The sequence below is a fragment of the Streptomyces sp. NPDC056987 genome (assembly GCF_042673865.1).
GTDB lineage: Bacteria > Actinomycetota > Actinomycetes > Streptomycetales > Streptomycetaceae > Streptomyces.
Genome location: NZ_JBHURV010000004.1, coordinates 29,334 through 44,901, shown reverse-complemented (window position 1 = coordinate 44,901; position 15,568 = coordinate 29,334). Strand labels below are relative to the sequence as shown.

The window sequence follows — 15,568 nt, the reverse complement described above, 5'->3', positions numbered from 1 at the left end:
GCGTCAGAGTTCCCGGTTTTCATATACGCGTCAAGGTCGTTGCGCGTGCGATGACCGATATCGCGGGAGTTGTCCGGCGTGCGGGGATGCAACTGTGACGTAAAAGGGAACTGCCGCCCACCGGACGGCAGTTCCCTTGTCGACAAAGCGCGAATTTACTTGTCCTGCTGCTTGCGCCAGCGAATTCCCGCCTCCAGGAATCCGTCGATCTCCCCGTCCAGCACACCCTGCGGATTCCCGACCTCGAACTCCGTCCGCAGGTCCTTGACCATCTGGTACGGGTGAAGGACGTAGGAACGCATCTGGTTGCCCCAGGAGTTGCCGCCGTCGCCCTTCAGGGCGTCCATCCTGGCCTGCTCCTCCTGCCTGCGGCGCTCCAGCAGCTTCGCCTGGAGGACGTTCATCGCGCTCGCCTTGTTCTGGATCTGCGAGCGCTCGTTCTGGCAGGAGACCACGATGCCGGTCGGGAGGTGCGTGATACGGACCGCGGAGTCCGTGGTGTTGACGCCCTGACCGCCGGGGCCCGACGCGCGGTACACGTCCACGCGCAGCTCGGACTCGTCGATCTCGACATGGTCGCTGGACTCCACGACCGGCAGCACCTCGACGCCCGCGAAGGACGTCTGGCGGCGGCCCTGGTTGTCGAACGGCGAGATACGGACCAGGCGATGGGTGCCCTGCTCCACGGAGAGCGTCCCGTACGCGTACGGCGCCTTCACGACGAAGGTGGTCGACTTGATGCCGGCCTCCTCCGCGTACGACGTCTCGTAGACCTCGGTGCCGTAGCCGTGCCGCTCCGCCCAGCGCAGATACATCCGCTGCAACTGCTCGGCGAAGTCGGCGGCGTCCACGCCACCCGCCTCGGCGCGGATGTTGACCAGCGCCTCGCGCTCGTCGTACTCGCCGGACAGGAGCGTACGGACCTCCATCTCGTCCAGCGCCTTGCGCACCGACTCCAGCTCGGTCTCCGCCTCGGCGCGCGCCTCCGCGTCGTCCTCGGACTCGGCCAGCTCGAACATCACTTCCAGGTCGTCGATGCGCCCGCGCAGCGCCTCCGTCTTGCGGACCTCGGCCTGGAGGTGCGACAGCTTGCTGGTGATCTTCTGCGCCGCCTCGGGGTCGTCCCAGAGGGACGGCACCGCGGCCTGCTCCTCAAGCACGGCGATGTCGGCCCTCAGCCTGTCGAGGTCCAGGACGGCCTCGATCGACCCCATGGTCGAGGAGAGGGACTTCAGCTCTTCGGATACATCGACGACTGCCACGGCACCAGCCTAACGCGTATTTTTTCGGGGCTCGGTTCGCCTCCGGGGCGCTGCAAGTCGGCGCCGACGGTCGACCGTGCTCGGTTCGCTCGTTCCTCACGAACCTGCGCGCGCTCTCTCTTACGGCGCCGACGCGCCCCTTCGGCTCACTCGCCGGCGGCGGTGAAAGCCGACGGAAGAACCTGGTATCGGGCATCGGACGGCCATCCGGCGAGGCCCGGTCACCCCGTGTCCAGGGACTAGGGCACCGGGGACGTGGTCTGTTTCGAGTCCTGCGGGGTGCTGTCCGTGCCGTCGCCGCCCAGGGTCAGCCAGCCGCCCACGCCCAGCGCCGCGATCAGCAGGACCGCCGCCGCGCCCAGCGCGATCCGGCGCTTACGGACCGCCTCCGCCTTGTGCCGGGCGCTGCCGGGGCGGCGCTGGCCCGGGGAGCGGGGCGCGCGGGCGGTGCCCCGGGCGCCGCCCGCCAGCTCGTCCGGGGCCGGGACGCGCATGCTCGTATGGGTGTCCCGGTTGGAGTCCGGGGCCGCGCCGGGCACCAGCGGGACCGAGCCCCTGCGGCGCGGCTCCTCGGCGGCGGTGCCGGGAGCCGATTCCCAGGGGCGCGGCTGCTCCGTGGGCTCCGCGTCCGGCTCGTCCACGTCCAGCGGCGGGATGCCCGCGAGGAGCGGCAGCTGCTCGCGCAGCCGCGCGGCCAGTTCCGAGGCGCGCAGCCGGGACGCGGGGCCCTTCGCCAGGCACTGGACGAGGAGCTGCCACAGCTCCTCGGGGATACCGGGCAGCGGGACGACGGTCTCGGTGACATGGCGGCGCAGTACGGCCCCGGGGTGGCCGCCCCCGAACGGGGTGAACCCGGCGAGCAGCTCGTACAGGACCGTGGCCAGCGCGTAGATGTCGACGGCCGCGCGCGGCGGCAGCCCCTCGACGATCTCGGGCGCCAGATAGTCGGGGGTGCCGATGATCTTGCTGGCCTTGGTGCGCCGGGGGGTGTCGATCAGCTTGGCGACGCCGAAGTCGGTGAGCAGCGCGGGGTGCGCGCCGCCCGGGCCGAGCGGGCCCTCCATGTCGAGCAGGATGTTCTCCGGCTTGACGTCGCGGTGGACGACCCCGGCCGCGTGCGCGGCGGCAAGCCCGTCCGCGACGTCGGCGACGATCGCGACCGCCGCCTCGGGGGCGAGCCTGCGCTCGCGGTCGAGGCGGGTGCGCAGGTCGGTACCGCGGATCAGATCCATCACGAGCGCGAGGTCGTTGCCGTCCACGACGAGGTCATGGACGGCGACCACCCGGGGGTGGTCGAGCCCGAGCAGGGCGGTGCGCTCCTGGACGAAGCGTCCGACCAGCTCCTGGTCGGACGCGAGGTCCTCGCGCAGCAGCTTGATGGCGACCGGGCCGTCGGGCCCCTCGCCGAGCCACACCGTGCCGGCGCTGCCCCGCCCCAGGATCTGATGGGCGGTGTACCGGCTGCCGATATTCCGTGCCAAGACTGCTCCCTCAGCGGCTGGCGTTGCCCATCAAAGTACGCGGAAGTCGGGGCGCTCCGTGCCCCGGTCGGCGCCAACTCCCGCCGCCGACAGGGGTAATGAGGCGATCCGAGCGGATATGTCCCCTCGGATCGCCGGGGACTACGGCGATCCGTACAGCTACCGGCCGCTAGTTGCCCGAGGCGCTGTCGCCGCCGAACTGGGAGAACCAGTCCGTCACCGTGGAGATCCCGTCGCCGATCGCCTCCCAGTAGCCCTTGCCCTCGTCGATCCAGCCCTGGAGCGGGGTCAGCTCCCAGATGAGCCAGCCCGCGATGACGAGCAGGACGATCGTGAAGAGACAGCCCTTGAGGCAGCCGAGGCCCGGGATGTGCATGGGGTTGGCGCTGCGCTGCCGGGGCGGGCGCGGCTCGCGCGGCTGACGGGGCGCGGGCTGCTGGGGCGGCGGCGCCTGGGGCGGCGCGTACTGCTGTTGCTGCGGGGCGTAATGCTGCTGCTGTTGCTGCGGGGGCGGCGGAGGCGGCGCGTACCGCTGCTGCGGCTGACGCTGCTGGGGCGGCGGAGGCTGCTGCCGGGGGCCCTGCGACCGCTGCGGGCGGCGGCGCAGCGGGTCCTGGCTGGGGTCGAGGTACTGGACCTGGGTCTGCTCGTTGCGGTCCCGCGCGGCCTGGAGCTGGCCCTGCCAGGGGTGCGGCCCCTCGGGGTCCTGCGGTACGGGCGGCATCATCGCGGTCGGGTCCGCCGCGCCGGGGCCGCGCCCGGCGCCCGGTCCGGTGGAGGGCATGACGCTGGTGGGCGCGGCCGGGTCGTACGAGGCGGCGTTGCTCGGCAGGACCTGCGTCGGCTCGGCGTCGCCGCCCGCCGTGCCGGGTACGGGCGCGGGCGACGGGTCGGGCGCGAGCAGCGCGGCGACCCCCAGCGCGGCGTCGACCTGGGCGGGCGTGGAGTGCACCCCGACCCCGGCGGCGACGGTCCGCAGGGCGCGGGCCAGGTTCTCGGCGCTGGGCCGCTGGTCCGGCTCCTTGCGCAGGCAGCGCTCGATGACGGTCCACAGCGGCTCGGGCACGGTGGTGGGGCGGCGGGGCTCCTCGCTGAGGTGCCGGTGGAGCACTTCGAGGGCGGTCGCGCCGGCGAACGGCGGCTGCCCCGTGACCAGTTCGTACAGCAGGATGCCCGCGCCGTAGATGTCCACGGCGGAGGTCTGCGGGCGGCCCTCGGCGGACTCCGGCGCGACATAGGCCGGGGTGCCGACGAACTCGTGGGTGCGGGTCAGCCCCGGGGAGTCCGCGAGGCGCGCGATGCCGAAGTCGGTGAGCATCGGGTGCAGCCGCTCGCCGTCGTTCCTCAGCAGGACGTTGGCGGGCTTGAGGTCCCGGTGGACGACGCCGTCGGCGTGGCTGGCGGCGAGGGCGTCCGCGATCTGGGCGGTCAGCAGCGCGGCGGCGACCGGGGTGAACGGGCCGTTCTCGCGCAGATACCGGTGCAGGTCGGGGCCGTCCACCAGGTCCATGACGAGCGCGAGGAGATCGCCCTCGACCACCAGGTCACGGGTGCGGACGATGTTGGGGTGGGTCAGGCGGAGCAGGACGGAGCGCTCGCGCAGGAAGCGCATCACCACGTCCGCGTCGTTCGCCAGCTCCTCCTTGAGGACCTTGATCGCGACGGTCTCGCCGGGCTGGCCGGCGACGGCCGCCTCGGCCCCCGCCGTCTCCCGCTGACTCGCTCGCCAGACGGTGCCCGTGGCGCCGCGTCCGATCGGCTCATCGAGCAGGTACTTGCTGCCTACGGGCCGCACGTCATGGCTCCCTGCTGATCGTGGTCGTCTCGCTGGTCGTGATCATCATCGCCCGGCGGGGCCGGGCCTCGGACCCACTTTAAACCGGCCGGTCGGCTCCCTGGTCAGGACGCCGGTCGGAGGCCTGGTCAGGGGGTGGCCGAGGCTTGGCCAAGAGGTGGCCGGGGAGGTGGCCGTCGGGCTGGATGCTGCTTCTTGATCGGGTCGGACCGGGTCGGATCGTGTTCGAAAGGAAGACGCACGCATCGTACGGCTGGTTGCCGCACCGCGCGGCCGAGGACATCACACCCGGTCCCAACCCGCCGTGAAGAAGCGCCCAAGCAGGCACTTTTACGCCAACAGCCGACTATTCAAGATCACTTGTTGCCGGTACCCGGGCGTGTTGTCAGTGGCAGGTGCGAAGATGCCCTCAAGCACGTGACGTGTGGAGTGGGGGATTCTCGCCGCCCCGTGCCGACCTGTACCGGACGACGCGTCCGTGCGTGGCGTGGGGGGAGATCACCGTGCTTCCCCCTCTGCCGGGCACCCCGCGCAGAAGGGACCGCTGACGGCGATGCAGATCCGGCTGACCGTCCTCGCGCCGCGTGGCGGCCATGCCGCCGGGCGCTCCTGTGACGTGCTCGTCACCGCCCCGGCGGGCACGGCGCTGGCCGCCGTCGCCGCCGCCCTCGCCACGGCCGTCTCGGGCCCCGACGCGCCCGGCACCGTCGTCCTCTACTCCGGCCGCGAGCGGCTCGACGCGCAGCGCTGCGCGCTGGGAGAGCCGCCGCTGATCGACGGCGCGGTGCTCTCGCTCCAGGTCCCGGGCGAGACGGAGGTCCCGACGGAGGACGCGCCCGCCCAGCTCCATGTGGTCGCGGGCCCGGACGCGGGCGGGGTCCATCTGCTGCACGGCGGACAGATCAGGATCGGCCGCTCCGCCGACGCCGATGTGCCGCTGGACGACCCGGACGTCTCGCGGCTGCACTGCGCGGTGACGGTCGCGGAGGACGGCGGGGTCACGGTCGCGGACCTCCAGTCGACGAACGGGACGACGCTGGAGGGCGTCCGGGTGGGCGCCCGCCCGGTCCGGCTGGCGCCCGGCGCGCTGCTGCGGCTCGGCGAGTCCGCGCTCCGCCTCACGGGCGGGCGGCGCACGGCCGCGCTGGCGACGGCGGCGGACGGCGAGGGCCATCTGCGGATCACCCGCCCGGAGACCCGTCGCACTGACGGCGCGGACGGCGCTGACAGCGCCAACGGCACTGCCGGCACCGACCGCACCGCCGACACCGGCCGGGATCCGTACCCCACCGGGGGCCGCGCCGCGGGCTCCCCTCCGGGAGCGCTCCCGTACGGCGACGCGACGGGCGCCCCCGACGACCGCGGCACGGCCGGCCGCGGCGGTCCGGGGCCGGACACCGCGCCCGGCGGCGGCACCCGCGGCCGCCACGCGGGCGGCGGCCGGGCACCCGGCGCGTACGACGCGGGGCAGGCGGGCGCGTCGACCCGGATCCCCGGAGCGCAGTACGACCGCGGGCGGTTCGAGCAGGCCGGGCACGACCGGCGGGACGGACGTGTCCCTCGCGACGGGCGTGACGGACACGACGGGCAGTACGACGCGGGGCGGTACGACGGCCACAGCGCCTCCCGCCCCGAGTACGGCGGCTCGCAGTACGGCAATCCGCCCGGCGCCCCGCGCGTGCCCGACACGCGCAGCGCCGACACGCACTACGGCCGCACCCCGCTGCCCGGGGTGGACTCCGAAGCGCCGGGCGCCACGCGGGACAGCGGGCACAGCAGGCCGGCGGCGGCCGACCCGGCCACCGACCCCGCGGCGTACGAAGAACCCCGGCCGCACAGCAGGACGCCCGGCTCCCGCCGCCAGGAGACGCCCCCGCGCGGCACCGAACCGCCCGACCTGGCGGCCCGCCGCCGCGGCGGCATAGGCGCCTGGGCGCGGCGGCTCGCGGGCAGCCGCGGCGACGAGCTGCCGGAGACGGCGCCCGGCCACGCCGGTCCCGCCACCGCCGCCGGACGCGGCCCCTCCCCCGAGACCTGGCCCGATCCGGCCACGGTGCTGCTGACCGCGCTCGGCCCGGGCCCCCGGCTGTGGGAGCGGGGCAGCCGGCACGCCGAGGCGCTCGCCGTCCGGATCGGCACCGCCGACCGCCCGTCCACCGACGGCACCCGGCCGTTGCCGCTCGTGCCGGTGACGGTCGGGCTGCGCGAGGCCGGATCGCTCGGCATCGCGGGCCCCCGGGAGCGGCTGACGGGGCTGGCCCGCTGGACGGTGGCCCAGCTCGCCGCGCTGCACGCGCCCGCCGATCTGGAGATCGTGCTGATCAGCGCGGACCGGGCTCGGAGCCTGGCGGAGCGCACGCGGGACTGGAGCTGGCTCGGCTGGCTCCCGCACGTCCGGCCGGCCCACGGCCAGGACTGCCGACTGCTCCTCGCGTACGACGCGGACCAGGCGGCCGCGCGGACGGACGAGCTGACGCGCCGGCTCGACGACGGGCCGCTCGGGCCCGGCTGGGCCTCGGCCGACCCGTGGACGGTCACGGAGGCCGCCGCCCGCCACGACGGCCCGTACACGCTGGTGATCGTGGACGGCGACCCCGGTTCCGCCGCGCTGCGCGAGACGACGGCACGGCTCGCGGGCGGCGGCGCCGCTGCGGGGATCCATCTGCTCTGTCTCGCCGAGACGGAGTCCGCCTCCCCGCTGTCGCCGATCGCCGCGACCTACGAGACGGCGTGCGCCGCCTCGCTGCCCTTCCGCGAGTGCGGGGCCGTCGCCCTGCTGAGCGGCGATGTGGCCACCACGCTGCGGCTGCTGCGTACGGCGGTGGGACAGCCCGCCGGCCACGGCACGCTCGCCGTGGTGGACGCGGTCTCGCCCGCCTGGGCCGAGCGGTTCGGCCGGGCGCTGGCGCCGCTGCGGGCCGCCGCGAGCGGCCGGAACAGACCCGCCGCCGCACTGCCGCGCTCGTCGAGACTGCTGGACGAGCTGGGGCTGGCCCGCGCCACCCCGGCCTCGCTGATGGCCCGTTGGGCGTCGGCCGCCGACCGCACCCTGGACTGCACGGCGGTCCTCGGGGCGGGGCCGCGCGGCCCGGTGAGCGTGGATCTGACGGAGGAGGGTCCGCATCTGCTGATCGAGGGCCCGGCGGGCAGCGGCCGTACGGAGCTGCTGCGCTCCATCGCCGCCTCCCTCGCCGCCGGGGCCCGCCCCGACCGGCTGGGGCTGCTGCTGGTCGACGGCGCCGGGGGCGAGCGCGGCGAGGGGCTCTCGGTCTGTACGGAGCTGCCGCACGTGACCGAGCACCTGGTGGCGTCGGACCCGGTCCGGATGCGGCAGTTCGCGCAGGCGCTGGGCGGCGAGCTGAAGCGCCGGTCGGAGCTGCTGGGCCGGCTGGACTTCACGGAGTGGCACAGCGGCGCGCGGGACGGCGTACGGGACCACCGGGACGCGCAGGATCCGCGCTCCCCACGCGAGCCGCAGGATCCGCGGGACCCGCGGGACCCGCAGCAGGTCCCGGAGCGGCTGATCAGCCAGCGCGGACCTAGCGCGGCCGAGCAGCGGGCGGGCGACACCCTGGGCGGCGGCACACTCAGGCTCCGCCACGCACAGACCAGGGAGCAAGGCCGGGACCAGCCCCGCGAACAGGGCCGGGACCAGGCCAGGGACCAGTCACGGGAGCAGACCCGGGAGCAGGACCGGAGCCGGCCCCGGGTTTCCGCCCGGAGCGCGGACGCCCCCCTCGGCGCGGACGCCCCCCTCCCCCGCCTCGTCGTGCTGGTCGACGACTACGAAGCACTGGTCGCGCCCTCCCTCGGCAGCCCCGGCCGGCCCTCGGCCGGTTCCGTCGTACGCGCCCTGGAAGCCGTCGCGCGGGACGGTGAGCGCCTGGGGGTCCATCTCGTGGCCGCCTCGGCCCGCCCCGAGCGTACGGTCGACACGGAACTGGCCCAGGGCGCGCGGCTGCGCGTCGTGCTCGACGCGCCCCCGGCCGCGCCCGCGCCCGACGACCCCGCGCCCGGCCGGGGCAGGCTCGGCCACCCGGACGGCCGGGTCACCCCGTTCCAGGGCGGCCGGGTCACCGGCCGCATCCCGCGCACCGCGACGCTGCGGCCGACGGTCGCGGTGGTGGAGTGGGAGCGGATGGGCGATCCGCCGGCCCGCCGGCCCGTCCGCGAGCTGGGCAACGGCCCCACTGACCTGGCGCTTCTCGCGAGCGCGCTGGAGCGGGCCGCCCGCTCCGTGGACGCCGTACCGCTGGCCCCACTGACCCCCGCTCACCCCTGAGTCGCGGGGACATCCCGAAAGATCATCAGACCGCCCGCTTTGGTCCGCGGGGCCACGTCACGAGCCCATCACGATAGAGACGTTCACCCCCCATCGGCTATTGCGGCCCCTCGTCACCCGACGTAGGACTGTGCCCACGGGACGAGAGCAGCGCCGCTACGTCATGTCGCGCTGCCCGGGTCCCCACGCGCGTAGATCCGTACGCATACGGGAGAGAAACGGGGCAGTGATGCGCACAACTCGCAGAGCATCCAAGGCGCTTGGCAACAGCGACCGCGGTGACCGCAGCGGCGGCCGGACCATCCCCGGCACCCGCCGGGCCGCCGTCGCGCTCGCCGCCGTCGGCGCCATGGCCCTCAGCGGCTGCGGCGGCGGTTCCGGAGACGGTGACGGCGACGGCAAGGGCTCGGGCGACAGCTCGGGCAAGCCGGCCGCGGTGACGGTCGAACTCCCCAAGCTGGACGGTGAGAAGATCCAGGTCGCCGCCGTCTGGACCGGTGCGGAACAGGCCAACTTCACCAAGGTCCTGACCGAGTTCGAGAAGCGGACCGGGGCGACGGTGACCTTCGTGCCCGCCCAGGACCCGATCGTCAACTTCCTCGGCACGAAGATCGCGGGCGGCAGCCCGCCCGATGTGGCGATGCTCCCGCAGGTCGGCGCCATCCAGCAGGCCGTGGAGAAGAAGTGGGCCAAGCCCGCCGGCCCGGAGACCAAGGCACAGCTCGCCAAGAACTACGGCAAGGGCTGGCAGGACCTCGGCGCGGTGGACGGCGAGCAGTACGGCGTGTACTTCAAGGCCGCCAACAAGTCGCTGGTCTGGTACAACAACGCGGCGTTCGAGAACGCGGGCGCCTCGGTCCCGAAGACCTGGAAGGAATTCCTCGCCACGGCCGAGACGATCTCCGCCTCCGGTGTCACCCCCGTCTCGGTGGGCGGCGCGGACGGCTGGACCCTCACCGACTGGTTCGAGAACATCTACCTCTCGCAGGCGGGCCCGGAGAAGTACGACCAGCTCGCCCAGCACGAGATCAAGTGGACCGACCCGTCCGTGAAGGACGCGCTCACCACGCTCGGCGAGCTGTTCGGCAAGCCGAACCTGATAGCGGGCGGCACGGACGGCGCGCTGCAGACGGAGTTCCCCGCCTCCGTCACGCAGACGTTCACCGGCGGCGACCAGCCCAAGGGCGCGATGGTCTTCGAAGGGGACTTCGTCGGCGTCAACATCGGGGAGACGGACGCGAAGATCGGTACGGACGCGAAGGTCTTCCCGTTCCCGGCGGTCGGCAGCGACTCGCCGGTGGTGACGGGCGGCGACGCGGCCGTGGCGCTGAAGGACACCAAGGGCGCGCAGGCGCTGCTGACCTTCCTGGCCTCCACGGACGCCGCGCAGATCTGGGCGGAGTCGGGCGGCTTCATCTCGCCGAACAAGTCGCTCGACGTCGCCTCGTACCCGAACGACGTGCAGCGCGACATCGCCAAGGCGCTGATCGCGGCGGGCGACGACTTCCGCTTCGACATGTCGGACCAGATGCCGCAGTCGTTCGGCGGTACGCCCGGCAAGGGCGAGTGGAAGTCCCTCCAGGACTTCCTGAAGAACCCGAAGGACGTGGCCGGGGTCCAGCAGGAGCTGGAAGCCGCCGCGGCCAAGGCGTACAAGAGCTGACGCGGTGACGACGGCGACCACGGGAGGCGGCACACCGCCTCCCGTGTCCACGACAGATCCGGCGGACCCGTCCGGTAAATCCCGTAAGTCCCGTAAGGGCGGCCCCAGGAGCGTCACCGGCACGCGCAAGCTCGTCGCGGCGGGCTTCCTGCTGCCCGCGCTGGTGCTGCTGGGCGCGCTCGTGGTGTATCCGATCGGTTTCTCGGTCTACCGGTCCTTCTTCGACAAGTCCGGCGCGAACTTCGCCGGGCTCGACAACTACGTGGAGCTGTTCACCGACACCTCCATCCTGACCGCCGTCAAGAACAACGCGATCTGGGTGGTGGTCGCCCCGACCGTCGCCACCGCGCTGGGTCTGATCTTCGCCGTACTCACCGAACGGGTGCGCTGGGGAACGGCGTTCAAGCTGATCGTCTTCATGCCGATGGCGATCTCGATGCTCGCGGCGGGCATCATCTTCCGGCTGGTGTACGAGCAGGACCCGGCCCGCGGCGTGGCCAACGCGGTCTGGGTCGGGGTCCACGACACGTTCAGCGAGTCGGCGGGGTATCCCAAGGCGCATCCGCTGCCCGTGCATCCGCTGAAGGCGGGGGGCGGTGGCTCGTTCGTCACCAAGGAACCCGTCTCGGCGGGTACGGAGGTGCTGCTGCCGCTGGTCGGCGTCGCCCCGGCGAAGATGCCCTCGGACGCGCAGCCCGCGAAGGCCGCGAAGGTCGAGGACGGCCGGGTCACCGGCACGGCGTGGCTGGACTTCACCCCGGGCGGCGGCGGGAAGCCGAACGTCATCGACCCGAAGGAACGGGGCCTCAGAAGCCTGAAGGTCGAGGCGGTCAAGGACGGCAAGGTCGTGGCCTCCGCGACCGCGGGCGCCGACGGCACGTTCAGCCTGCCGGCCGCGGCCGACGGGGCCCAGCTCCGGCTCCCCGCGGCCAACTTCAAGGAGCCGTACAACGGGGTGGAATGGCTCGGCCCCACCCTGGTCACACCGGCCATCATCGGCAGCTATCTGTGGATGTGGGCCGGGTTCGCGATGGTGCTGATCGCGGCGGGGCTCGCGAGCGTACCGCGGGAACTCATGGAAGCGGCCCGGGTGGACGGCGCGACGGAGTGGCAGGTCTTCCGCCGGATCACCGTGCCGCTGCTGGCCCCGGTCCTCGCGGTCGTCATGGTGACCCTGATGATCAACGTGCTGAAGATCTTCGACCTGGTCTTCATCATCCCGCCGGGGTCGTCCCAGGCCGACGCGAACGTGCTGGCGCTCCAGCTCTACCGCTCGTCGTTCGGCACGGACGCCGATCTCGGGGTCGGCAGCGCCATCGCCGTACTGCTGCTCCTGCTGGTGATCCCGGTGATGCTGTTCAACGTACGGCGGATGCGAAGGGAGACGCGACGATGACCACGACGACGGCGTCGGACGCGGCCCCCGGTCCCGGCGGCGGCCCGGCGAAGGCGGAGCCGGGCACGGCGGCGCGGACGGAGCCGGCGAAGGAGTCCCTGGGCAGCCGGATAGCGGCGCGCGCGGGCGGCGGCGCGGTACGGGTCTTCCTCGTCCTGGTCGGCCTGTTCTGGCTGATGCCGACGATCGGCCTGTTCCTCTCCTCGCTGCGCGACCCGGCGGACATCAACGCGAGCGGCTGGTGGCAGATCTTCACCGCGCCCGCGCAGCTGACCACCGAGAACTACACGCGGCTCCTCGACAACGACATCATCACCAACTCGCTGCTCTCCACGATCCTGATCACCGTCCCCTCGACGCTCCTGGTCGTGGTGATCGGCTCGCTCGCCGGATACGCCTTCGCGTGGATGGACTTCCCCGGCCGCGACTGGTGGTTCCTGGTGGTCGTGGGGCTGCTGGTGGTCCCGGTACAGGTCGCCCTCGTCCCGGTCGCCGAACTGTTCGGCGCCATCGGGATCTTCGAGACGACCTTCGGCGTGATCCTCTTCCATGTCGCCTTCGGCCTGCCCTTCGCGATCTTCCTGCTGCGCAACTTCTTCGCGGAGATCCCGAGGGAGCTGCTGGAGGCGGCGCGGCTCGACGGCGCGGGCGAGATACGGCTGTTCACCCGGGTCGTGATGCCGCTCGGCGGGCCCGCGATCGCCTCGCTCGGCATCTTCCAGTTCCTCTGGGTCTGGAACGACATGCTGGTGGCGCTGATCTTCGCGGACTCGAAGAACCCGCCGATCACGGTCGCGCTCCAGCAGCAGGTACGGCAGTTCGGCAACAACATCGACGTGCTGGCGCCCGGCGCGTTCGTCTCGATGGTGATCCCGCTGGCCGTGTTCTTCGCGTTCCAGCGGCAGTTCGTGCAGGGCGTGATGGCGGGAGCCGTCAAGTAGCACCGCGGCAACGGGTATTGCCAGGGCGAGGGGCCGGCCGTCATCCACGGGGATGGCGGCCGGCCCCTCGCCACGACGGGAACCGCCGGGCGCGGAGAGTGGCCCCGGGCGGCCGGGCGCGGGCCTCAGCGGCTGAGCGCGGCGACCGCCGAGGCGGCCAGGTCGTCCAGATACCCCGGGGGCAGTTCGCCGCGGACGACGACCAGCCGCCAGTAGAGCGGCCCGACGATCAGGTCGAGCGCCCGGTCGGCGTCCGCGCCCCCGGGCAGCTCCCCCCGCTCGACGGCCTCGCGGACGATCACGGCCGCGATGCCCCGCTGCTCGTCCAGCAGGGCCGCCTTGATCGCGTCGGAGATCTCGGGGTGACGCGCCGCCTCCACCAGAAGATCCGGGATGACCTGCGAGGCGACCGGGTGGCGCAGGGCGTGCGACGCGACTTCGAGCAGGGCACGCACATCGCCGTGGAGCGAGCCGGTCGAGGGGGCGGGCAGCCCCTGCTCGGCGAAGGCCGAGACCAGGTCGAGGACGAGCTCCAGCTTCGACTTCCAGCGGCGGTAGACGGCGGTCTTGCCGACGCCCGCGCGGCGCGCGATGCCCTCGATGGACATCCGGGCGAAGCCGACCGCCGCCAGTTCGTCGAAGACGGCGGCGCGGATGGCGTCGGTCACGTCCTCGCGGAGCACGGCGGCGCCAGCGGGCACGCGCCGGGGGGCGCGGGGGCCCGCCGGGGCTCCGGGGCCCGTGGTGGTACGGGGGTCGGTAGTCATCAGCCCCGAGCATAGCCGCGCACCGGCACCCTGGCTACGTAACGACGATACGGTTGCGTTGCGACGTACTCCGGCCTACCGTGGGCGTTGCGACGATACGACACCGTCCCGTCGTCGGGAGTGAGAGAACCGCCCCCGCCACCGTCGAAAGCGGCACCTGTGAGCCAGCGTCAGACGATCGCAGCGACCCCACCGAACTCATCGGCCTCTCCGTCCCCTCCGGCGGCCCCGCCCTCATCGGACTCCCCGGCCGGCGCCGCCGGCCCCGCGCGGGAAACCGAGCTCGGCGCCCTCGCCCGCCGGCACGGGCTGACCGTGAGCGGCGCCCGCCCCTCGCTCCCCGCCTACCTGCGGCAGCTCTGGTCACGGCGCCACTTCATCACCGCGTTCGCGACGGCGCGGCTGACCGCCCAGTACAGCCAGGCCAAGCTCGGCCAGATCTGGCAGGTCATGACCCCGCTGCTCAACGCGACGGTCTACTACTTCATCTTCGGGGTGCTGCTCGACACCAAGCACGACATCCCGGACTTCATCCCGTTCCTGGTGACGGGCGTCTTCATCTGGACCTTCACCTCGAACTCGATCATGGCGGGCACCCGCGCGATCTCCGGCAACCTCGGTCTCGTACGGGCCCTGCACTTCCCGCGCGCCGCCCTGCCGATCGGACTCGCCCTCCAGCAGCTCCAGCAACTGCTCTTCTCGCTGGGCGCGCTGGCGGTGATCCTGGTCTGCTTCGGCGAGTACCCGGGCCTCAGTTGGCTGCTCGCGGTGCCCGCCCTCGCCCTCCAGGCGGTGTTCAACACCGGGATCTCGATGGTGCTGGCCCGGCTGGCGGCCAGGACCCCGGACATCTCCCAGCTCATGCCCTTCCTGCTGCGCACCTGGATGTACGTCTCCGGTGTGATGTGGAGCGTGGACCGGGTGACGAAGGGCGAGCACGTGCCGCACCTCGTCACGGTGGCGCTCCAGTGCAATCCCGCCGCCGTCTACATCGACCTGATGCGCTTCGCGCTCGTCGAGAGCTTCACCTCCGCCCAGCTTCCCCCGCATGTCTGGGCCCTCGCCGCCGGCTGGGCGCTGGTGGCCGGTGTGGGCGGGTTCCTGTTCTTCTGGAAGGCCGAAGAGGAGTACGGACGTGGCTGATACGTTCACGGAACGCCCCCCGGCGCCGGGCGCCGCCCCCGAGCCGGTCCCCACCGTCGTCGTCGACGGCGTCCACATCACCTACACCGTCCACGGCACCAAGGGCGGCAAAGGCAGCGCCACCTCCGCCCTGAGCCGGATCCTCTCCCGGCGCTCCGCCCCCGGCGCGCGCGAGGTGCACGCCGTCCGGGGCGTCAGCTTCGCCGCGTACAAGGGCGAGGCGATCGGTCTCATCGGCTCCAACGGCTCCGGCAAGTCGACGCTGCTCAAAGCCGTCGCGGGCCTGCTGCCGCCCAGCCGGGGCCGGGTCTTCACCCGGGGCCAGCCCTCGCTGCTCGGCGTCAACGCGGCGCTGATGAACGACCTGACCGGCGAACGCAACGTCACTCTCGGCGGGCTGGCCATGGGCATGACGCGCGAGCAGGTCCGGGAGCGCTACGAGGACATCGTGGAGTTCTCCGGCATCAACGAGAAGGGCGACTTCATCTCGCTGCCGATGCGGACGTACTCCTCGGGCATGGGCGCCCGGCTGCGCTTCTCGATCGCCGCCGCCAAGAGCCATGACGTCCTCCTGATCGACGAGGCGCTCTCCACCGGCGACGCCCGGTTCCAGCGGCGCAGCCAGGAGCGCATCAGCGCGCTGCGCGAGGAGGCCGGCACGGTCTTCCTCGTCAGCCACAGCAACAAGTCCATCCTGGAGACCTGCGACCGGGCGCTGTGGCTGGAGTCGGGCACGCTGCGGATGGACGGCCCGGCGCGGGAGGTCGTCGCGGCGTACGAGGAGTTCACGAACGCCGGCAGGAACAAGAAGCAGTAGTCACGGCACGCGCGCGCCGAG

Annotated in this window: 10 protein-coding genes; 6 read left to right on the top strand and 4 right to left on the bottom strand. The window is 73.0% G+C overall.

Annotated elements, in window-relative coordinates:
- Positions 1 to 155: 155 nt before the first annotated feature.
- From prfB to ACFTZC_RS06215, 3 genes are all read right to left on the bottom strand, one after another.
- Complete coding sequence (gene prfB / locus ACFTZC_RS06225) at positions 156 to 1,262, bottom strand: peptide chain release factor 2 (RefSeq protein WP_382887344.1); 1,107 nt, start codon at positions 1,260 to 1,262, stop codon at positions 156 to 158.
- A gap of 239 nt (positions 1,263 to 1,501) precedes the next feature.
- Positions 1,502 to 2,743, bottom strand: coding sequence for a serine/threonine-protein kinase (locus ACFTZC_RS06220; protein ID WP_382887342.1), 1,242 nt, complete (start codon positions 2,741 to 2,743; stop codon positions 1,502 to 1,504).
- Between the two features lie 169 nt (positions 2,744 to 2,912).
- Positions 2,913 to 4,538, bottom strand: a complete 1,626-nt coding sequence (locus tag ACFTZC_RS06215) for a protein kinase (RefSeq protein WP_382887340.1) — start codon at positions 4,536 to 4,538, stop codon at positions 2,913 to 2,915.
- Positions 4,539 to 5,091: 553 nt separating this feature from the next.
- Between ACFTZC_RS06215 and ACFTZC_RS06210 the strand changes: the two genes are divergently transcribed.
- From ACFTZC_RS06210 to ACFTZC_RS06195, 4 genes are all read left to right on the top strand, one after another.
- Positions 5,092 to 8,820 carry an FHA domain-containing protein gene (locus ACFTZC_RS06210; RefSeq protein WP_382887339.1) on the top strand — a complete coding sequence of 1,243 codons (3,729 nt, stop codon included), beginning with the start codon at positions 5,092 to 5,094 and terminating at the stop codon, positions 8,818 to 8,820.
- A 349-nt stretch (positions 8,821 to 9,169) separates the two neighbouring features.
- Positions 9,170 to 10,483 (top strand): ABC transporter substrate-binding protein, encoded by a 1,314-nt coding sequence (locus tag ACFTZC_RS06205; protein WP_382887767.1) that lies wholly within the window; start codon positions 9,170 to 9,172, stop codon positions 10,481 to 10,483.
- Positions 10,484 to 10,487: 4 nt separating this feature from the next.
- A complete protein-coding gene (locus ACFTZC_RS06200; protein ID WP_382887337.1) occupies positions 10,488 to 11,879 on the top strand; it encodes a carbohydrate ABC transporter permease in 1,392 nt (463 codons plus the stop codon).
- On the top strand, positions 11,876 to 12,820 hold the full coding sequence (locus ACFTZC_RS06195) for a carbohydrate ABC transporter permease (protein ID WP_382887335.1): 945 nt from the start codon (positions 11,876 to 11,878) through the stop codon (positions 12,818 to 12,820). Before ACFTZC_RS06200 ends, ACFTZC_RS06195 begins: the two co-directional genes overlap by 4 nt.
- 125 nt (positions 12,821 to 12,945) lie before the next feature.
- Here ACFTZC_RS06195 and ACFTZC_RS06190 read toward each other — a convergent pair whose 3' ends face one another.
- The gene (locus ACFTZC_RS06190) at positions 12,946 to 13,587 is read right to left on the bottom strand and encodes a TetR/AcrR family transcriptional regulator (RefSeq protein ID WP_382887333.1); all 642 of its coding nucleotides are present in this window, start codon (positions 13,585 to 13,587) and stop codon (positions 12,946 to 12,948) included.
- 177 nt (positions 13,588 to 13,764) lie between these two features.
- Here ACFTZC_RS06190 and ACFTZC_RS06185 point away from each other — a divergent pair, with 177 nt between their 5' ends.
- A complete protein-coding gene (locus ACFTZC_RS06185) occupies positions 13,765 to 14,730 on the top strand; it encodes an ABC transporter permease (RefSeq protein ID WP_382887766.1) in 966 nt (321 codons plus the stop codon).
- Positions 14,723 to 15,547 carry an ABC transporter ATP-binding protein gene (locus tag ACFTZC_RS06180; RefSeq protein WP_382887331.1) on the top strand — a complete coding sequence of 275 codons (825 nt, stop codon included), beginning with the start codon at positions 14,723 to 14,725 and terminating at the stop codon, positions 15,545 to 15,547. The genes ACFTZC_RS06185 and ACFTZC_RS06180 overlap by 8 nt, the downstream gene beginning before the upstream one ends.
- Positions 15,548 to 15,568 lie beyond the last annotated feature (21 nt).

Bases quoted from the DNA above. Each gene is read 5' to 3' on its own strand.
- ACFTZC_RS06190 (WP_382887333.1), bottom strand. From the start codon at position 13,587: ATGACTACCGACCCCCGTACCACCACGGGCCCCGGAGCCCCGGCGGGC.
- ACFTZC_RS06195 (WP_382887335.1), top strand. From the start codon at position 11,876: ATGACCACGACGACGGCGTCGGACGCGGCCCCCGGTCCCGGCGGCGGC.
- ACFTZC_RS06205 (WP_382887767.1), top strand. From the start codon at position 9,170: ATGGCCCTCAGCGGCTGCGGCGGCGGTTCCGGAGACGGTGACGGCGAC.
- ACFTZC_RS06210 (WP_382887339.1), top strand. From the start codon at position 5,092: ATGCAGATCCGGCTGACCGTCCTCGCGCCGCGTGGCGGCCATGCCGCC.